This is a genomic window from Streptomyces odontomachi (genome assembly GCF_024435355.1).
GTDB classification, from domain to species: domain Bacteria; phylum Actinomycetota; class Actinomycetes; order Streptomycetales; family Streptomycetaceae; genus Streptomyces; species Streptomyces odontomachi.
On record NZ_JAMJWG010000014.1, the window covers coordinates 231464 to 249663 of the forward strand.

General features: G+C 72.3%; 18 protein-coding genes. 12 read left to right on the top strand and 6 right to left on the bottom strand.

Features of this window, described 5'->3' with window-relative positions; all coding sequences use genetic code 11:
- Positions 1 to 114 precede the first annotated feature (114 nt).
- The 4 genes from NQO67_RS27040 to NQO67_RS27055 all read right to left on the bottom strand — a co-directional run bounded on the left by NQO67_RS27040 (position 115) and on the right by NQO67_RS27055 (position 3171).
- Positions 115 to 372 (bottom strand): hypothetical protein, encoded by a 258-nt coding sequence (locus tag NQO67_RS27040; protein ID WP_255952881.1) that lies wholly within the window; start codon positions 370 to 372, stop codon positions 115 to 117.
- A gap of 250 nt (positions 373 to 622) precedes the next feature.
- Positions 623 to 1483: a 3-hydroxybutyryl-CoA dehydrogenase gene (locus NQO67_RS27045; RefSeq protein ID WP_255952946.1), complete on the bottom strand. Its 861-nt coding sequence runs from the start codon at positions 1481 to 1483 to the stop codon at positions 623 to 625.
- 218 nt (positions 1484 to 1701) lie between these two features.
- Complete coding sequence (locus NQO67_RS27050) at positions 1702 to 1896, bottom strand: DUF1918 domain-containing protein (protein WP_255952882.1); 195 nt, start codon at positions 1894 to 1896, stop codon at positions 1702 to 1704.
- A gap of 177 nt (positions 1897 to 2073) precedes the next feature.
- Positions 2074 to 3171, bottom strand: a complete 1098-nt coding sequence (locus NQO67_RS27055; RefSeq protein WP_255952883.1) for a DMT family transporter — start codon at positions 3169 to 3171, stop codon at positions 2074 to 2076.
- Between NQO67_RS27055 and NQO67_RS27060 the strand changes: the two genes are divergently transcribed.
- Positions 3170 to 4615 carry an aminotransferase-like domain-containing protein gene (locus NQO67_RS27060; RefSeq protein WP_255952884.1) on the top strand — a complete coding sequence of 482 codons (1446 nt, stop codon included), beginning with the start codon at positions 3170 to 3172 and terminating at the stop codon, positions 4613 to 4615. The genes NQO67_RS27055 and NQO67_RS27060 overlap by 2 nt on opposite strands.
- 118 nt (positions 4616 to 4733) lie before the next feature.
- On the opposite strand, the gene NQO67_RS27065 is transcribed toward NQO67_RS27060, so the two are convergent.
- Positions 4734 to 5285, bottom strand: a complete 552-nt coding sequence (locus NQO67_RS27065; protein ID WP_255952947.1) for a DUF6314 family protein — start codon at positions 5283 to 5285, stop codon at positions 4734 to 4736.
- A gap of 248 nt (positions 5286 to 5533) precedes the next feature.
- Between NQO67_RS27065 and NQO67_RS27070 the strand changes: the two genes are divergently transcribed.
- The 11 genes from NQO67_RS27070 (at position 5534) to NQO67_RS27120 (ending at position 16788) form a co-directional block, all read left to right on the top strand.
- Positions 5534 to 6904 carry a DUF6745 domain-containing protein gene (locus NQO67_RS27070; protein ID WP_255952885.1) on the top strand — a complete coding sequence of 457 codons (1371 nt, stop codon included), beginning with the start codon at positions 5534 to 5536 and terminating at the stop codon, positions 6902 to 6904.
- A gap of 108 nt (positions 6905 to 7012) precedes the next feature.
- Positions 7013 to 7471 (top strand): DUF8820 family protein, encoded by a 459-nt coding sequence (locus tag NQO67_RS27075; RefSeq protein ID WP_255952886.1) that lies wholly within the window; start codon positions 7013 to 7015, stop codon positions 7469 to 7471.
- A gap of 94 nt (positions 7472 to 7565) precedes the next feature.
- Positions 7566 to 7835 carry an alpha/beta fold hydrolase gene (locus NQO67_RS27080; protein ID WP_255952887.1) on the top strand — a complete coding sequence of 90 codons (270 nt, stop codon included), beginning with the start codon at positions 7566 to 7568 and terminating at the stop codon, positions 7833 to 7835.
- Between the two features lie 52 nt (positions 7836 to 7887).
- Positions 7888 to 8280, top strand: coding sequence for a helix-turn-helix transcriptional regulator (locus tag NQO67_RS27085; RefSeq protein ID WP_255952888.1), 393 nt, complete (start codon positions 7888 to 7890; stop codon positions 8278 to 8280).
- A gap of 37 nt (positions 8281 to 8317) precedes the next feature.
- Positions 8318 to 8734, top strand: a complete 417-nt coding sequence (locus NQO67_RS27090; protein ID WP_255952889.1) for a VOC family protein — start codon at positions 8318 to 8320, stop codon at positions 8732 to 8734.
- Between the two features lie 153 nt (positions 8735 to 8887).
- The gene (locus tag NQO67_RS27095) at positions 8888 to 11320 is read left to right on the top strand and encodes an ATP-binding cassette domain-containing protein (RefSeq protein ID WP_255952890.1); all 2433 of its coding nucleotides are present in this window, start codon (positions 8888 to 8890) and stop codon (positions 11318 to 11320) included.
- A gap of 249 nt (positions 11321 to 11569) precedes the next feature.
- Positions 11570 to 12598: an N-acetyl-gamma-glutamyl-phosphate reductase gene (gene argC / locus NQO67_RS27100; protein ID WP_255952891.1), complete on the top strand. Its 1029-nt coding sequence runs from the start codon at positions 11570 to 11572 to the stop codon at positions 12596 to 12598.
- A 199-nt stretch (positions 12599 to 12797) separates the two neighbouring features.
- The gene (gene argJ, locus NQO67_RS27105) at positions 12798 to 14000 is read left to right on the top strand and encodes a bifunctional glutamate N-acetyltransferase/amino-acid acetyltransferase ArgJ (protein WP_255952892.1); all 1203 of its coding nucleotides are present in this window, start codon (positions 12798 to 12800) and stop codon (positions 13998 to 14000) included.
- 58 nt (positions 14001 to 14058) lie between these two features.
- Positions 14059 to 14982, top strand: a complete 924-nt coding sequence (argB, locus tag NQO67_RS27110) for an acetylglutamate kinase (RefSeq protein WP_255952893.1) — start codon at positions 14059 to 14061, stop codon at positions 14980 to 14982.
- Positions 14979 to 16235 carry an acetylornithine transaminase gene (locus tag NQO67_RS27115; protein WP_305126301.1) on the top strand — a complete coding sequence of 419 codons (1257 nt, stop codon included), beginning with the start codon at positions 14979 to 14981 and terminating at the stop codon, positions 16233 to 16235. The genes argB and NQO67_RS27115 overlap by 4 nt, the downstream gene beginning before the upstream one ends.
- A gap of 19 nt (positions 16236 to 16254) precedes the next feature.
- Complete coding sequence (locus NQO67_RS27120) at positions 16255 to 16788, top strand: arginine repressor (protein WP_255952894.1); 534 nt, start codon at positions 16255 to 16257, stop codon at positions 16786 to 16788.
- Positions 16789 to 17168: 380 nt separating this feature from the next.
- On the opposite strand, the gene NQO67_RS27125 is transcribed toward NQO67_RS27120, so the two are convergent.
- Complete coding sequence (locus NQO67_RS27125; protein ID WP_255952895.1) at positions 17169 to 18170, bottom strand: bile acid:sodium symporter family protein; 1002 nt, start codon at positions 18168 to 18170, stop codon at positions 17169 to 17171.
- Between the last annotated feature and the right edge of the window lie 30 nt (positions 18171 to 18200).

Here is an 18200-nt window from a genome sequence, read left to right on the forward strand (position 1 = left end):
CCCACCGACATCTGCGGTGGCCCTTACCGCCCCTGCCTGATCCGCGTCGGACAGGGGCCGTTGGGGGGCTACCGGGGCTACCGCCTGGATCTGTGTGCTCGACCCGGTCCCCGGTCAGGGGCCGAGGAGCTGCCAGAGCGCCACAACGAGCACACCCACTGCCGTCAGTGCAGTGATGGCCGGCAACGGCCAGCGGGTGTGCTCCAGGGCGGTCACCCGCGCATGGAGGTCGTCCTGTTCCTTGGCGCTCAGTTCGTCGCGCTGGGTGAGCAGTGCCAGACGGCCGTCCATGCGGGCCAAGCCCACATCGAGCTGTCTGCGTAACTCTGCGAGTTCTTCCTGCACGGCAGGCTGCTCGGGGTCGGGGGTCACCGATCCGCTCCTTTCCGAAGTACTTTCGTCCGTTTGTGTGCCTAGAGAAAGTGAATCGGCCTGGTAGGCGCGGCGAAAGAGTGTGCGGATGGTGGGTGTGTGCGGGGCGCGCACACGGCGTGTGAAGGAGATGTGCCCGGCGCCATGGGAGGCGCCGGGCGCGCGATGGTGACGGAGCGTGATGATCGTCGGGTGGGTCGCTTCGAGGGCGATGGCTGCTGAGGGTGACGTTTCGTCCGGCCCCGGGGCGTCAGGGGTACTCGTAGAAGCCCGAGCCGGACTTCCGGCCTAGCCGGCCGGCGTCGACCATGCGCAGCAGCAGCGGGGGAGGGGCGTAGAGCGGCTCTTTGTACTCGGCGTACATCGAGTCGGCGATGGAGACGACGGTGTCGAGACCGATCAGGTCGGCCAGCCGCAGTGGGCCCATCGGGTGGGCGCACCCCATGACCATGCCGTTGTCGATGTCCTCACGGCTCGCGATGCCTGACTCGAACATCCGCACGGCGGCGAGCAGATAGGGGTTGAGCAGGGCGTTGACGATGAAGCCCGAGCGGTCCTGGGCCCGGATGGTCTGCTTGCCCAGCACCTTCTCGGCGAGCAGCTGGGTCCGGCTGATGGTGCCCTCGGAGGTGGTCAGGGCCGGGATCAGCTCGACGAGCCGCTGTACGGGTGCCGGGTTGAAGAAGTGCATCCCGATGACGTGGTCCGGACGGGACGTCGCGACGGCAAGCCTGACCAGCGGGACCGATGAGGTGTTGGAGGCCAGGACGGCGTCCGGCCGGGTCACCACCTGGTCGAGCACCTCGAAGATCTCGGTCTTGACCTGCTCGTTCTCCACGACGGCTTCGATGACCAGATCGCGGTCGGAGAACTCGCCGAGGTCGGTGGTGAAGGTGAGCCGCTGCCGGGCGGCCTCCCGCTCGTCCTCGGTGATCTTGCCGCGTTCGGCCGCCTTGGTGAGCGAGTTCAGCAGCCGGGTGCGACCGATCTCCAGGGCTTCGCCGGTGGTCTCGGCGACCATGACCTCAAGACCGGAGCGGGCGCACACCTCGGCGATGCCCGCCCCCATCTGGCCACAGCCCACCACGCCGACGCGTGCAATGTCGGTCAGGGTGTCCGTCACATCGTCCCTTTCGTCACGGTCTATTCGGGGGCGGCGCCGAGCGGCTGCGGCGCTCACCTTCGAGCCTGCACGGTACTCCGAAAGCTCGGGCGCACGACCGGCCGGGTCGGGCATGGCCGACCCGGCCGGAGCGGTGCAGCGACGTGACCGGGATGGGTGGGCGACGGGTCCGGTCCTGAGCGGGTACGGGTGAACGGGGCGCCGGGTTACCGGCCCGACTTCTCGTGCCGTACGACCGAGTCGGGACCCGGTGACATCACGGCCTCGTGCCCGTCCTCGAAGCGCACGCGGAAGGGTGGGTTGCCGTCGTGGCCGAGGACCTCGACGATCTGTGCGACCTTGTCTTCCTGGCCGACGACCCTGCCGTGGACCAAGAGCTGGTCGCCCTTGCTTGCCTGCATCGGAGTGACCTCCTCACGCCCGGCCGGGAGCCGCCCGGTGGGCCCGGTGCGGCGCCCCTCCGGGGGCCGAATGTCCGTGGTCTGCCCGTGGCTGTCAGTTTACGGCCGGCCTTCTGGATGGCGCGTCCACCTATTCCGTCTCTTGCCGTCCGCTCGCCTCCGCCCCCACTACTCGCCCTACCCGCGCGAGCGCTGTGTCACCGCGATGCACGCCAACACGGCCAGCGCGGTCAGCGGGGCGGCCACGGTCAGGTGCTCGCCGAGCAGCAGCACCGACCAGACGAGGGTGAGCAGGGGCTGCGCCAGCTGGAGCTGGCTGGCCCGTGGGATGCCGATCGTCGCCATGCCCCGGTACCAGACGACCAGACCGAGGAACTGCGATCCGGCCGCCACCCACAGCACCCCCATGACGCCGTGTGCGGTGAGCACCAGCGGCTCATGGGTGGCGGCGACCACGACCCCTACCAGGGCGAACGGCAGGCTCAACTGAAGTGCCCAGCCGATCACCTGCCAGCCCGGCATCACCCGGGCCAGCCGTCCGCCCTCCGTGTAGCCGGCCGCGCACACCAGGAGCGCCCCGAAGAGATACAGGTCGGCCCGGTTCGGGGCGCCGCCGCTCTGCTGCACCGCGAAGCCCACCACCACCGCGGCTCCGGCGAGTGAGGCGCACCAGAACGTGCGGGAGGGGCGCGCCCCGGTCCGCAGGGCGGAGCAGAGCGCCGTGGTGAGCGGCAGCAGTCCCACGACCACCGCGGCATGCGCGGTGCTGGACGTCTGGAGGGCGAGCGTCGTCAGCGCAGGGAAGCCGACCACCACGCCGAACGCGACCACCGCCAGCGGGCCCCAGTGGCGACGCGCGGGCGGGGGCACGCGGCGCGCCAGGAGGCAACCGCCCGCGATCAGCGCCGCGAGGACGATGCGCACCGTCACCAGCGTCCAGGGGCCGAAGCCCTCCAGGCCCCAGGCGGTGGCCGGGAAGGTGAGGGAAAAGGCGATCACTCCGAGGGCGGCCTGAAGGGTGCCCAGCCGGGCCGCGGAGCCCTGCCCGGTGCTCCCGTCGCGCCGATCACCCCGGTGCGGATCCGCGCCGCCGCGGTCGGCGGGGTGTGCGGGCGTACCGGGTCCGCCGCTGGGTGCGGGAGGTGGGGCGGGGTGGTCGGTGTGCTGGGCGGAGGGGGTGACCCGGATGGCCGGCGCGGTGGGGAAGGCCGGACCGGCGGGGGAGGAGCCCGCCGCTATCGGGGTGGGAACGGTAGCGCTATCCTCAGCTCTCATGAATGAGCGTAGCAGTGTCGCCGAGCTGGCCGATACCCTGCGTGGTGAAGTCGAGCGCTACTCACTTGGAGGAAAGCTCCCGTCCAGCCGGGCCCTGGTCGAGCGTTTCCGGGTGAGCCCGGTGACCGTCTCCCGGGCGCTGGCCCAACTGGTCGCGGAGGGCCTCGTCGTGACCCGGCCCGGCGCGGGAGCCTTCCGTGCCGAACAGCGGCCCACGGCCGTCCGCGCCGGTGACACGTCCTGGCAGGAGGTCACGCTCAGCGCGGACACGGGCCCCGAAGCGGTGTCCCGCAGCGTCGACGCCTCCGGTGTCCTCGCCACCCTGGCCGCCCAGCCCAGCGACGTGATCGAGTTCAGCAACGGCTACCTGCACAGGTCCCTGCGGCCCGAGCGCGCCATGTCCGACGCGCTGGCCCGGGCGGCCCGGCGCCCCGGCGCCTGGAGCCGTCCTCCCATGGAGGGCCTGCCGGAGCTGCGCGAGTGGTTCGCACGCGGCATCGGCGGCGCCGTCACCGCCGCCGACGTGCTCATCACCTCCGGCGGCCAGTCCGCGCTGACCACGGTGCTGCGGGCGCTCGCCCCGCCCGGTGCCCCGGTGCTCGTGGAGTCCCCCACCTATCCCGGCATGCTCGCCACCGCCCGCGCCGGCGGCCTGCGCCCCGTACCCGTCCCGGTGGACACCGACGGGGTGCGGCCGCAGCTGCTCGCGGACGCCTTCCGGGCGACCGGTGCGCGCCTGTTCGTCTGCCAGCCGCTCTTCCAGAACCCGACCGGGGCGGTGCTCGCGCCCGGCCGGCGCGCCGAAGTGCTCCGCATCGCGCGCGACGCGGGCGCCTTCGTCGTCGAGGACGACTATGTGCGCCGGCTCGGTCACGCCGACGCGGGGCCCCTGCCCAGGCCGCTGGCGACCGACGACGAGGACGGTGTGGTGGTGCACGTCTGCTCGCTCACCAAGGCCACCTCGCCCAGCTTCCGGGTGTGCGCCGTGGCCGCACGCGGCCCGGTGTTCGAGCGGCTGCGCGCCATCCAGGTGGTGGACAACTTCTTCGTGCCGCGCCCACTCCAGGAAGCGGCGCTGGAACTGGTCGGCGCGCCCGCGTGGCCACGGCGGCTGCGGGCCGTGGCGGGCGAGCTACGAGCCCGCCGGGAGGCCATGGTGGGCGAGCTGCGCACCCGGCTCCCGGGGCTTGCCCTGCCGTACGTCCCGGCCGGCGGCTTCCACCTGTGGCTGCGGCTCCCGGACGGCACCGACGAGACCGCCTTCGCGACAGGCGCGCTACGCGCCGGAGTGGCCGTCGCCCCCGGCCGCCCCTACTACTGCGCCGAGCCCCCGGCACCGTTCGTCCGCGTCAGCTTCGCGGGCACGGCGGGCAGCGCGGAGATCACGGAGGGGGCACGGCGGCTGCGCCGGGCCTGGGACGAGGTGGTGGAGCCGGGCAGGTGAAGGGCTGGGTTCGGGGGCGGCCGGGCGGCCGGGCAGCGGGGGAGCGTGGGGAGGCGCTGGCAACGCCGCGGTACCGCTTCGGGCCGCCCGCGCCGCTGGCTCGCGTCGCCGGCCCGCGTCAGGAGGGTCGCGCGGCCCGTGTGTAGTCGGTGACCAGGAGCAGGTCCTTCGCCGGGCCGGTGACCCGCCAGCTGGTCCGCCACCGGTCCGGGCCGGTGACCGTGAAGTCGCCCCGGTACAGATCTGCGGCGCACGGATGGTGTGCCACGTACGAGCCGCCGCGCAGGTCGAGGTCGTGGAAGGGCCGTCCGTCGGAGAACTCGACGCGGGCCGTACCCGCCGTGATACCGGGCAGGTACCGCAGCGTCCGCTCGGCCGGTCGCGCAGTGCCCTGCCATACGAACGTGCCGGACTCGTGGTGCAGCAACCCGCCGCGCTCCGCCGCGTCGCCCGCGCCGGCGTGCGCACCCTTGCCCGTGGCGCCGTGCCGTCCGTGGCCGGCGCCCGTGTCGCCGTCCGGCCCGGAGGTGCCGTCCGCGGCCAGCGGTGCGAAGACCGTCGTCCCCGTGAACCTGCCCTCCGCGCCGCTCGCCAGGTCACGCACGGTGCGCTCGACGCGCCACGCGCCGGCCAGGTAGGCGAGGACATCAGGGACCGGGACGGGAGGCATCACCCGGTCCGGTTCCGCAGCCCGGCCACCTATGGCCGCACCTTCGCCGCACGAGCTCATCCCGGAATCGTACGCGCCGGCGTGCACCCCGGATCGGCGAGACCGGGAGGTGGGGCTGAGGGCGGGGCGAGCGGGCCCGGGCAGCGGGCCGGGGACGCAGCAAATCCCTTGCGGAGTCCGGAGGGTGGCTGCCACGATCAGCGCATGACGAACGGAAAGGCGGCCGCCGCCCCCCTCCGGTGAGCGCCGTGGCACAGCAGCGCGGGGCAGGACCTCGCAGCACCGCCCACCGGCCCGTACCCCGCTCCAGATCCCGCGCCAGCGCACCGCACGCGCCCCTCTCCCAAGACCCCTCCCCGGATGCCTGGGACGCTCGGGATGCCTGGGATGCCGCGTACCGACCGGGTGACGCACCCCCTGTCGGCACCGACGCAGCACTCGACCACGCCCGTGCCCTGCGTGACGCATGGTTGCGGCACGGCCTGTCCACCCGTCCCGCCGATCGGGACCGGGCCGAGGCCGTGGTCACGGCCCTCTACGCGGAGGTCGGCGCGGCTCCGCCGCGTTTCTGCTGGGTGGACTCGCCGGCCGCCGCGGCGGACGCGGTCCTCGACAAAGTGCGCCCCTATCGGCCGATGCGGTTACGGGCCGCCACGGCGCCCGCGCGGACCGCGCACTGGCCGGTCGCCGCCCGTATCGCCGCCTCCCTCGCCGACCTGCGCGACCGCCTGGACCAGCGCATCGGCCGCCGGGTCAGCCGGCACAGCGTCTACGGGCGCGCCGCCCGCACCCTGGCGCCCGAAGACGCCCTGGAGTGGGGCTGCGGTTCGAAGGACGTGCTGGGGGCCATGCTCCACGATTCGCTGGAGACTTCCCTGTTCGACGGCCTCCGGGCCCCGTTGCGCACCGCCCTGCTCTCTGCGGAGCCCGGCAGCGCACCCGGACTGACCTGGTACGGCCAGCAGGACGTGCACTGGATCGCGCATTACCAGCTGTGCGCGGGTACGGGCCTGGCCAGCTACCCGCGCGACGACTGGCGCAGGCTCGGCCGGTGGGCGACGCTGGCGCGGTCGGCGGGTTGGTGGTGGCCGCACGACGGGTTGTGCGTGATGGCCGAACGCCCTGTCGAGGTACACACCGAACCGTCGCCGCACGGCGTGCACGGCCAGGTACGGCCGCACTGCTCGAGCGGTCCCGCGGTGCGATTCGCCGACGGCACCCGGTTGTACGTCCTGCACGGCACCCCGGTACCGGAATGGGCCGTCACCGGGCCCACCGTCCGGCGCATCCACGCGGAGCCCAACGTCGAAGTGCGCCGCTGCGCCATCGAGCACCTCGGCTGGGACACCTACGTCGAGCGGGCCGGACTCGACCTGACGGCCACGGCCGACGACCCCGGCAACCCCGGTGCCGAGCTGCGGCTCTACCACCTGCCGTGGCGGGTGCTGGGCGAGCTCGGACGCGTGTTGCTCGTCGTCAACGGCACCGTGGAACCCGACGGACACCGCAGGCGCTACGGACTCCACGTCCCGCTGAACATCGACGACCCGGTCGCCGCGGCGGGCTGGTCCTACGGACTCAGCCGCGAACAGTACGCAGGCCTGGCCCGCCGTACCTGACGCGACGTCACCCTTCCCCACGCTTTCCACGCACGCCCACGCACCCCACATTCATCCGCCCCACTCGGCCGCCCATCCGTCCACACCACCAGCCAGAGGTGATCACTCATGGCCACGTCGACCCCGACCACCCTCGCCGATCTCACCGCCCGCACCGGCCTCGACGTCCTCGCTCACATCGAGCGCGAGGTGGCCGTCCCGGTGATCGCTGGGCTCCAGGCGCAGGGCGATCTGATCGTGGTGCCGTGGCAGCTCCTGGCGGACGTCACCGTGCCGTCGACGGCGCGATGGCAGGAGGTCCCCGCGGCCGGCGTGGTGCTGCTGCGCGGCGCTGCCGGCGGTAACCCGCACACGCTGGTCGCCGACGCCGGCACCTGCCGGTGGACCCGGACGGTGGAGGACCCGGAGGGCCTGGCGCTCGCCGTCGTGGAGAACACGGCGGTCGTCCATCTCGTCCACCCCGAGCACGGCGGCAGCGGTATCGCGCCGGGCAGGTACGTGGTGCGCCGGCAGCGCGAGGGCGGTACGGAGGCGGGGTTGCGTGGCCATCGGCTGATCGTCGACTGAGGGCCGCCGGGCGGGGGCGCCGTTCTCATGCCGGTTTCATGTCAAGGTGCTGCCGGTGCGGTTGGGAAGCAGGCGGCGGTTGCATCCTCCTTCCATGGCTGAGCTTCGTGCACCTTCCGCCGACGGCACCGAGATCACCGCGCTCGACGAGGGCGACGGATCCGCGCTGCTGGTGGTACCTCCCGGCGGCGGGGACGCCACCGCCTGGGACCAGGTCGTGCGGGTGCTCCGTGCCGACCTGGCGGCCGTCCTCCCCGACGTCCGGGTCGTCACGTTGCCCCGGCAGGGCCACTTCGCCCACCTCATGGCCCCGGCCGCCCTGGCGGACGTGATACGGGAGGCGGCAGCGCGGGTGCGGTGGTAGGCGGCGGGTTCGGTGGTGCGGCAGATCAGCGGCACCGTGCGATGCTGTGGGCATGAACCTGGACGACCTCGTGCGGCTGCGCCGCGCCCGTGACGCGATGGACCGCGACTACGCGCGACCGCTGGACGTCCCGGCGCTGGCGAACATCGCCCTCATGTCGCCCGGGCACTTCTCCCGCAGCTTCCGCGCCGCCTTCGGCGAGACGCCCTACAGCTATCTGATGACCCGCCGCATCGAGCGGGCGAAGGCGCTGCTGCGACGTGGCGACATGAGCGTGACGGACGTCTGCTTCGCGGTGGGCTGCACCTCGCTCGGCTCGTTCAGCTCGCGCTTCAGCGAGCTGGTCGGCGAGAGCCCCAGCGCCTACCGGGCCCGCCCGCACGACGACGGTGCCGCGATCCCGGCGTGCGTCGCCAAGATCCTCACACGACCGGTCAGGATCTGAGAAGCGCGATCCGCCGGCGCCTCGTAGCGTCGGGGGCATGAACATCAAGCTTTCCACGTGCTTCATCGCCGTCGACGACCACGACAAGGCGCTCGGCTTCTACCGCGACGTCCTCGGCCTGGAGGTACGCAACGACGTCGCCTTCGAGGGGATGCGCTGGGTGACCGTCGGCTCACCCGCACAACCCGATGTGGAGATCGTCCTCGAACCGCCGCTCGCCAACCCCAACGCTTCCCCGGCCGACAAGCAGGCGATGGCGGAACTGCTGGCCAAGGGCATGCTGCGGGCCGTGATCTTCAGCACCGACGACTGCGACGCCACGTTCGAACGCATCCGGGCAGCCGGCGCCGAAGTGTTGCAGGAGCCGATCGACCAGCCGTACGGGGTCCGCGACTGCGCCTTCCGCGACCCGGCCGGCAACATGCTCCGCTTCAACCAGCCCCGCAAGCGATAGGCGGCAGGCCACCCCTCAGGTAGGACAGTAGCGTTACCGGCGAACATGCCGGGACGCAGAAGAACCGGACAAAGTGCCTGCGGCTGGTGAGGGCAGGCCGGGCGACGACGGGCAGGACCGCGACGGCGGCCCCGCCGCACAGATGGAGAGACGATGGGCATGGCCACGAGGACGGATTCGCAGTCGCCTGCGCTGCACGCTGCCGACAGCCACGATCTGATCCGCGTGCACGGCGCACGCGAGAACAACCTCAAGGACGTCACGGTCGAGATCCCGAAGCGCCGGCTGACGGTGTTCACCGGGGTCTCCGGTTCCGGCAAGAGCTCCCTGGTGTTCAACACGATCGCCGCGGAGTCGCAGCGGTTGATCAACGAGACGTACAGCGCCTTCGTACAGGGCTTCATGCCGACGCTGGCACGGCCCGAAGTCGACGTGCTCGACGGGCTGACCACCGTGATCTCCGTCGACCAGCAGCGGATGGGTGCCGACCCGCGCTCCACGGTCGGCACCGCCACCGACGCCAACGCGATGCTGCGCATCCTGTTCAGCCGGCTCGGGGAGCCGCACATCGGCCCGCCCAACGCGTTCTCCTTCAACGTCCCCTCGGTCCGGGCGAGCGGCGCGATCACGGTCGAGCGCGGTGCCAAGAAGGCCGAGAAGGTGAGCTTCACCCGCGCCGGCGGCATGTGCGTGCGCTGCGAGGGCCGGGGCTCGGTCACCGATCTCGACCTCGCCCAGCTCTACGACGACGCCAAGTCGCTCGCCGAGGGCGCGTTCACCATCCCCGGCTACACGTCCGGCGGTTGGAACTACCGGCTCTACACCGAGTCGGGCTTCTTCGATCCGGAGAAGCCGATCCGCAAGTACACCGAGAAGGAACTGCACGACCTCCTGCACCGCGAGCCGACCAGGATGAAGATCGCGGGCATCAACATGACCTACGAGGGGCTCATCCCGCGCATCCAGAAGTCGATGCTCGCCAAGGACAGGGAGGCGATGCAGCCGCACATCCGGGACTTCGTGGACCGGGCGGTCACCTTCACCACCTGCCCGGAGTGCGACGGCACCCGGCTCAGCGAGGGCGCCAGGTCGTCCAGGATCAGGGACCTCAACATCGCCGACGCCTGCGCGATGCAGATCAGCGACCTGGCCGCCTGGGTCGGCGGCCTCAGGGAGCCCTCGTCACGCTCTTCGAGCAGCGGATACCTCATGGTGGCGCCGCTGCTCACCGCGCTGCAACAGACCCTCGACTCGTTCGTGGAGATCGGCCTCGGCTACCTCTCGCTGGACCGGCCGGCGGGCACGCTGTCGGGCGGCGAGGCACAGCGCGTCAAGATGATCCGCCATCTCGGCTCCTCCCTCACCGACGTCACCTACGTCTTCGACGAGCCCACCACCGGCCTGCACCCGCACGACATCCAGCGGATGAACGACCTGCTGCTGCGGCTGCGGGACAAGGGCAACACGGTGCTCGTCGTGGAGCACAAGCCGGAGGTGATCGCGATCGCCGACCACATAGTCGACCTCGGCCCCGGCGCCGGTACGGCCGGCGGCAGCGTCTGCTTCGAGGGCAGCGTCGAGGGGCTGCGGGCCGGTGACACGGTCACCGGCCGCCACTTCGACGACCGGGCCGCCCTCAAGAAGACGGTACGCACGCCCACCGGCCGGCTGGAGGTCCGTGGCGCGACGGCGCACAACCTGCGCGACGTGGACGTCGACATCCCGCTCGGGGTGCTGGCCGTCGTCACCGGCGTCGCCGGCTCCGGCAAGAGTTCACTCGTGCACGGGTCGCTGCCGGGGCAGGCGGGCGCCGCCGGCGCCGACGTGGTGTCGGTCGACCAGACCCCGATCCGCGGCTCACGGCGGAGCAACCCGGCGACCTACACCGGACTGCTCGACCCGATCCGCAAGGCGTTCGCGAAGGCCAACGGGGTCAAGCCGGCGCTGTTCAGCGCCAACTCCGAGGGCGCGTGCCCCACCTGCAAGGGCTCCGGCGTCATCTACACCGACCTGGCCATGATGGCCGGCACCGCCATCCCCTGCGAGGACTGCGAGGGCAAGCGGTTCGCGGCGGCGGTGCTCGACCACCGCCTCGGCGGCCGGGACATCAGCGAGGTGCTGGCCATGTCGGTGACCGAGGCCGAGGAGTTCTTCGGCGCCGGCGACGCCCGCACACCGGCAGCGCACCGCATCCTCGGCCGCCTCGCGGACGTCGGGCTCGGCTACCTCACGCTCGGGCAGCCGCTCACCACGCTCTCCGGCGGCGAGCGGCAGCGGCTCAAGTTGGCCACGCACATGGCCGAGAAGGGCGGCATCTTCGTGCTCGACGAGCCGACCGCCGGCCTGCACCTCGCCGACGTCGAGCAGCTGCTCGGCCTGCTCGACCGGCTCGTCGACTCCGGTAAGTCGATCATCGTCGTCGAGCACCACCAGGCGGTCATGGCGCACGCCGACTGGATCATCGACCTCGGCCCCGGCGCCGGCCACGACGGCGGCCGGGTCGTCTTCGAAGGCACCCCCGCCGACCTCGTCGCCGCCCGCTCCACCCTCACCGGCGAGCACCTCGCGACCTACGTCGGCGCCTGACCGGGACGGACGGGGCGCGCCGGGCCCGGTGGGACGGGGCACGCGGGCCCGGTGGGACGGTCCAGCGGGGCGAGTCACCCTCCGCCGAGGGGACTCGCCCCTCTCCGTTTACTCGTCTTTACTCGTCCATTCACCCACTCATCCCCATTTGCATATGAGGTGGGCCATATACCGACCGTCCTGCCGCATTCTCACCATTGCATAAATGTGCTGTGCTGCGTATAGTCATGCTCTCCAGAGGAGGTTTCCATGACGGTGCGGGTGGCAGTGGCCGGGGCCAGCGGGTACGCGGGGGGTGAGGCGCTTCGGCTGCTCCTGGGGCACCCCGAGGTCGAGATAGGCGCGCTCACCGGCAACAGCAACGCGGGGCAGCGGCTCGGCGCCCTGCAACCCCATCTGCTCCCGCTCGCCGACCGCGTCCTGGAGCCGACCACGCCGGAGGCGCTCGCCGGCCACGACGTGGTCTTCCTCGCACTGCCGCACGGCGAGTCCGCCGCCGTCGCCGAGCAGCTCGGCCCGGATGTGCTCGTGATCGACATGGGCGCCGACTTCCGTCTGAAGGACCCGGCCCAGTGGCAGCGGTTCTACGGCTCCGAGCACGCCGGGACCTGGCCCTACGGTCTACCGGAGCTGCCGGGCTGCCGCGCGGCGCTCGAGGGGACCAAGCGCATCGCGGTGCCGGGCTGCTACCCCACCGCCGTCACCCTCGCGCTCTTCCCGGCGTACGCGGCCTCCCTCGTCGAGCCGGAGGCCGTGATCATGGCCGCATCCGGCACCTCGGGCGCGGGCAAGGCGCCGAAGCCGCACCTGCTGGGCAGCGAGGTCATGGGCTCGCTCTCGCCGTACGGCGTCGGCGGCGTGCACCGGCACACTCCCGAGATCATCCAGAACCTCGGCGCGGCCGCGGGCGAGCCGGTCACCGTCTCCTTCACGCCGGTGCTGGCACCTACGCCGCGCGGCATCCTCGCCACCTGCTCGGCCCGCGCCAAGGACGGGGTGAGCGACGAGGCCCTGCGCACCGCGTACGAGAAGGCACTGGCCGACGAGCCGTTCGTGCATCTGCTGCCCGCCGGTCGCTGGCCCAGCACCGCCGCCGTCTACGCCTCGAACACCGTCCAGGTCCAGGTCGCGCTCGACGCGGCGGCCGGCCGCGTGATCGCCGTCAGCGCCATCGACAACCTCACCAAGGGCACCGCGGGCGGCGCCGTGCAGAGCATGAACCTCGCGCTCGGCCTCGCCGAGGAGACGGGCCTGCCGACCGTCGGCATCGCACCGTGATCAGGAGGCCCCTCCCCGGGGCACCCCTGGCACCGGGGGAGGCAGCCGGCGGAGCGCAGCCACCCGCCGGGGCGCACACCACCACCGGGGCCACGCCGGCGCACCCCGCCGGCCCCACCGACATCAGCCGCCCGGCCGGCACGGCGAGGGACCACCTCGGCCGCTCGGACGGCAGGGCGAGGAAGAAGGAGACACTGTCGTGAGCGTCACGGCCGCCAAGGGCTTCAAGGCCGCGGGCATCACCGCGGGAATCAAGGAGAGCGGCGCACCCGACCTGGCCCTCGTCGTCAACACCGGCCCCCGCCACGCTGCCGCCGGTGTCTTCACCTCCAACCGCGTGAAGGCCGCCCCGGTGCTCTGGTCGGAGCAGGTGATCAAGGGCGGGACGGTCTCCGCTGTGGTGCTCAACTCCGGGGGCGCCAACGCCTGCACCGGATCGAAGGGCTTCCAGGACACCCACGCCACCGCCGAACGGGTCGCCGAGGCCCTCGAAGGACACAGCGCGGGCGAGGTCGCCGTCGCCTCGACCGGCCTGATCGGCACCCTGCTGCCGATGGACAAGCTGCTTCCCGGTGTGGACCAGGCCGCCGCCGCGCTCTCCGAGGACGGTGGCGAGAAGGCCGCGATCGCCATCAAGACGACCGACACCGTGCACAAGACGGCCGTCGTCCGAGGCGGGAACACCTCCGGGGGCGCCGCCGGGGACGGTGGTGCCGCGTCCGGGGCCGGCTGGGCCGTCGGTGGCATGGCCAAGGGCGCGGGCATGCTCGCCCCCGGCCTCGCCACCATGCTCGTCGTCCTCACCACCGACGCCGACCTGGACCCCGCGACCCTGGACAAGGCGCTGCGGGACGCCACCCGCACCACCTTCGACCGCATCGACTCCGACGGCTGCATGTCCACCAACGACACCGTGCTGCTGCTCGCCTCCGGAGCCTCCGGCGTCACCCCGGACTACGCGGAGTTCGCCGAGGCGGTGCGGGCGGTCTGCGACGACCTCGGCCGGCAGATGGTCGCCGACGCCGAGGGCGCGAGCAAGGACATCAGGATCGACGTGATCGGCGCCGCAACCGAGGACGAAGCCGTGCAGGTGGGGCGCACCATCGCGCGCAACAACCTGCTGAAGTGCGCCATCCACGGTGAGGACCCCAACTGGGGCCGGGTGCTGTCCGCCATCGGCACCACCTCCGCCACCTTCGAACCGGACCGGCTGAACGTCGCCATCAACGGCGTCTGGGTCTGCAAGAACGGTTCTGTCGGCGAGGACCGCGAGCTGGTCGACATGCGCTACCGGGAGGTCACCGTCACCGCCGACCTCGCCGCCGGGTCCGCCGGCGCGACGATCTGGACCAACGACCTGACCGCCGACTACGTCCACGAGAACAGCGCGTACTCCTCCTGACCGCGCCGGTGGACCGCGCCCGCGCCCCCGAGCCTCCCCAGAGGATTGTCGAACCCGCATGAGCACACGTCAGCACACCGCACTGCCCAAGGCACAGATCCTCATCGAGGCGCTGCCCTGGCTGACCCGGCACCACGGCAAGACCGTCGTCATCAAGTTCGGTGGCAACGCCATGGTGGACGAGCAGCTGAAGGCCGCCTTCGCGCAGGACGTCGTCTTCCTGCGACACGCCGGCCTCAAGCCCGTCGTCGTGCACGGCGGCGGACCGCAGATCAGCGCCCAGCTGGACCGGCACGGGCTCGTCTCCGAGTTCAAGGCGGGCCTGCGGGTGACCACGCCGGAGGCCATGGACGTGGTCCGGATGGTCCTCGCCGGCCAGGTGCAGCGCGAACTCGTCGGGCTGCTCAACCGGCACGGCCCGCTGGCCGTCGGGCTCACCGGCGAGGACGCCCACACCATCACCGCCACCCGGCACCGGCCCCGGATCGACGGCGAGCTGGTGGACATCGGCCGCGTCGGTGAGATCACCGAGATAGACACCGGCGCCATCGAGGCGCTGCTCGCCGACGGCCGCATCCCGGTGGTGTCCTCCATCGCACGCTCCGCCGACGACGGACACGTCTACAACGTCAACGCCGACACCGCGGCCGCCGCGCTCGCCGCCGCCCTGAAGGCCGAGACGCTGATGGTGCTCACCGACGTCGAGGGCCTCTACGAGGACTGGCCGAACAGCGACGACGTGATCAGCCGGCTCACCGCCAGCGAGCTGGAGAAGCTGCTGCCCGAGCTGAGCAGCGGCATGGTGCCGAAGATGGAGGGCTGCCTGCACGCGGTGCGCGGCGGCGTCACCACCGCACGTGTCATCGACGGCCGCGTCCAGCACTCGATCCTGCTGGAGATCTTCACGGACGAAGGCATCGGCACGATGGTCGTGCCGGACGACGAGACCACACCGCACGTGGCACAAGGGGAGACAGCATGACCGGCACCGAAGAGACCCAGAACCCCGCCGGGGCCCACCCGGGCGGCAACGCCGCGCTCGCGCAGCGCTGGCAGGGCGCCCTCATGAACAACTACGGCACCCCGCCGCTGGCCCTGGTGCGCGGCGAGGGCGCCCGGCTCGAGGACGCCGACGGCGCCACCTACCTCGACTTCGTCGGGGGGATCGCGGTCAACGCCCTCGGCCACGCCCATCCGGCCGTCGTCGAGGCCGTCAGCCGGCAGATCGCGGCCCTGGGCCATGTCTCCAACCTCTACGTCGCGGAACCGCCGGTGACGCTCGCCGAGCGGCTGCTCCAGCTCTTCGGCCGGGAAGGACGGGTGTACTTCTGCAACTCGGGCGCCGAGGCCGTCGAGGGCGCCTTCAAGATCGGCCGGTTGACCGGCCGCCAGCACATGGTCGCCACGCAGGGCGGCTTCCACGGCCGCACCATGGGCGCGCTGGCCCTGACCGGACAGCCCGCCAAGCAGCAGCCCTTCGTGCCGCTGCCGGGCGATGTCACCCACGTGCCGTACGGGGACGTGGCCGCGCTGCGCGCCGCGGTCACCGAACAGACCGCGCTCGTCGTGATCGAGCCCATCCAGGGCGAGAACGGCGTGGTGGTACCGCCCGCCGGGTACCTCAAGGCGGCCCGTGAGATCACCCGGGCGACCGGCACCCTGCTGGTCCTCGACGAGGTGCAGACCGGCCTGGGAAGGACCGGGCACTGGTTCTCCTACCAGGCGCACGACGGCATCGACCCCGACATCGTCACGCTCGCCAAGGGCCTCGGCGGCGGCCTGCCGCTCGGTGCCACGGTCGCCTTCGGTGCCGCCGCCGACCTGCTCGGCCCCGGCCAGCACGGCACCACCTTCGGCGGCAACCCGGTGGCCTGCGCGGCCGGCCTCGCGGTGCTGGACACCATCGAGAACGAAGGGTTGCTCGCCAACGTCAAGCGGGCCGAACAGCGGCTGCGCGACGGCATCGAGGGCACCGGTGCCACCGCCGGGCGGCATCCGCTGGTCGGGCATGTCAGGGGCGCCGGGCTGCTGCTGGGTATCGTGCTCACCGAGCCGCTCGCGCGCCACGTGCAACAGGCGGCTCAGGACGCCGGCTTCCTGGTCAACGCGCCCGCCCCCGATGTCGTCCGGCTCATGCCACCGCTCACGCTCAGCGACGACGAGGTGGACGCGTTCCTCCAGGCGCTGCCCGGCGTCCTGGACAGGGCGCAGGAGAAGGGCCGAGCCCGGGAGTGAACCGGAGAATGAGACGACGATGAACCACGCGCAGCACCAGGAACACGAGAACGGGCCTGCCGTTCCGCAGACCCGTACCGCCCGCCACCGCCGCATCGTGGACATTCTCAACCGGCAACCGGTGCGCTCCCAGAGCCAGTTGGCGAAGCTCCTGGCGGACGACGGGCTCAGCGTCACCCAGGCCACGCTCTCCCGTGACCTGGACGAGCTGAACGCGGTGAAGCTGCGCAACGTGGACGGCGATCTCATTTACGCGGTGCCCAGCGAGGGCGGCTTCCGCACGCCGCGCGCCCCGCTGGGCGAGTCCGCCAAGGAGGAGCGCATGCGGCGGCTCTCCGCGGAGCTGCTGATCTCCGCGGAGGCCTCCGCGAACCTGGTGGTGCTGCGCACCCCGCCCGGCGCCGCCCAGTTCCTGGCCTCGGCCATCGACCAGGCCGAACTGCACGACATCCTCGGCACCATCGCCGGCGACGACACCCTGCTCCTCATCAGCCGCCACCCAACCGGCGGCCAGGCACTCGCCGACCACCTCCTCCAGCTGGCCCAAGGCTGAACGGCGACGGCCGGCGCCCCTGAGGGGGCGGGGCTGCGGCTGCGTGCGCCTGAAAACGGGGCGCGGGGCTGTGTTTGGTGTGCGGCTTCGCCGCGTGGGCGCGAGCTGTAGGTGGCGCTGGAGGCGCCTGAAAAGGGGCGCGGGGCTGTGTTTGGTGTGCGGCTTCGCCGCGTGGGCGCGAGCCGTAGGTGGCGCCGAAGGCGCCTGAAAAGGGGCGCGGGGAACTGCGCGAGCAACCCCCACCGGCCGATGGTCCGGACACGACAGAAACCGCCCCACCGGAACGGTGACGACCTGACGGGTCTCGTCGTGGCCGAGGGCACAGCCCCCCGCGCCCCACCGGGAGGGGACACCGGGGGCGGACCCGCCAGGAGCCACCCCTAGGGTCGCCGGCGTGCCATCCACGCCGCGACCACGGCCCCGGAGACGTTGTGCCAGACGGAGAAGATCGCCGACGGCAACGCCGCAAGCGGGCTGAAGTGGGCCGTGGCCAGCGACGCGGCGAGGCCGGAGTTCTGCATGCCGACCTCGAAGGCCATGGCTCGCGCGGATGGCTTGCCGAGCCGGGCCAGCGCCCCGGCACCGTATCCGAGCGCGAGCCCCAGACCGTTGTGCAGCACCACCGCGAGCAGCACCAGCGCGGCCGCCGACTTGATGGCCTCCGCGCTGCCGGCCACCACCACGGCCACGATGACCGACACGGTCAACGCGGACAGCCACGGCAGCACACCGAGCACCCGGCCCAGGTACCGGCCGAAGAGGAACCGGATGACCAGGCCGCCGAGCACCGGCAGCAGCACCGTCTTGAGGATGTCGGTGACCATCGCCGAGGCGTCCACCGGCAGGAACTCGCCCGCGAGCAGCAGCGTCAGCGGCGGGGTGAGCAGCGGTGCCAGGACGGTCGAGACGGTGGCCACGGAAACCGAGAGCGCCACGTCGCCGCGGGCCAGGTACGTCACCACGTTCGAGGCGGTGCCGCTGGGCGCGCAGCCGACCAGGATGACACCGGCGGCAAGCTGCGGCGAGAGCCCCAGCGCATGGGCGATCAGCCAGCCGAGCCCCGGCATGATCACGTAGTGTGCGACCAGCCCGAGCCCGACGGCCCACGGCCGCTTCGCCACGCCCCTGAAGTCCAGCGGCGTCATCGTCAGGCCCATGCAGAACATGACGACGCCCAGCAGGTACGGCACATCGGTGCCCCACCCGCTGAACGTGCCCGGTGCGATCATGCCCGCCGCGCCCGCGGCGAGGACCAGCAGGGGGAAGACGGTGACGGCACGGCGGGCCGCCCGGTCGTCGGCGCGCGTGGTGGCGGGGTCCGGCCGCGGCTCCGTCGGGGTGGCGGGCGATGCGGGTTCGGGGTGTTCGGGCTCAGTGTGCACGGCGGCGATGCAACGCTTCCGTGGCGGCTA

Bases quoted from the DNA above. Each gene is read 5' to 3' on its own strand.
- NQO67_RS27050 (WP_255952882.1), bottom strand. From the start codon at position 1,896: ATGCAGGCAAGCAAGGGCGACCAGCTCTTGGTCCACGGCAGGGTCGTC.
- NQO67_RS27060 (WP_255952884.1), top strand. From the start codon at position 3,170: ATGAATGAGCGTAGCAGTGTCGCCGAGCTGGCCGATACCCTGCGTGGT.
- NQO67_RS27055 (WP_255952883.1), bottom strand. From the start codon at position 3,171: ATGAGAGCTGAGGATAGCGCTACCGTTCCCACCCCGATAGCGGCGGGC.
- NQO67_RS27065 (WP_255952947.1), bottom strand. From the start codon at position 5,285: ATGCCTCCCGTCCCGGTCCCTGATGTCCTCGCCTACCTGGCCGGCGCG.
- NQO67_RS27075 (WP_255952886.1), top strand. From the start codon at position 7,013: ATGGCCACGTCGACCCCGACCACCCTCGCCGATCTCACCGCCCGCACC.
- NQO67_RS27080 (WP_255952887.1), top strand. From the start codon at position 7,566: ATGGCTGAGCTTCGTGCACCTTCCGCCGACGGCACCGAGATCACCGCG.
- NQO67_RS27085 (WP_255952888.1), top strand. From the start codon at position 7,888: ATGAACCTGGACGACCTCGTGCGGCTGCGCCGCGCCCGTGACGCGATG.
- NQO67_RS27090 (WP_255952889.1), top strand. From the start codon at position 8,318: ATGAACATCAAGCTTTCCACGTGCTTCATCGCCGTCGACGACCACGAC.
- NQO67_RS27095 (WP_255952890.1), top strand. From the start codon at position 8,888: ATGGGCATGGCCACGAGGACGGATTCGCAGTCGCCTGCGCTGCACGCT.
- argC (WP_255952891.1), top strand. From the start codon at position 11,570: ATGACGGTGCGGGTGGCAGTGGCCGGGGCCAGCGGGTACGCGGGGGGT.
- argB (WP_255952893.1), top strand. From the start codon at position 14,059: ATGAGCACACGTCAGCACACCGCACTGCCCAAGGCACAGATCCTCATC.
- NQO67_RS27115 (WP_305126301.1), top strand. From the start codon at position 14,979: ATGACCGGCACCGAAGAGACCCAGAACCCCGCCGGGGCCCACCCGGGC.
- NQO67_RS27120 (WP_255952894.1), top strand. From the start codon at position 16,255: ATGAACCACGCGCAGCACCAGGAACACGAGAACGGGCCTGCCGTTCCG.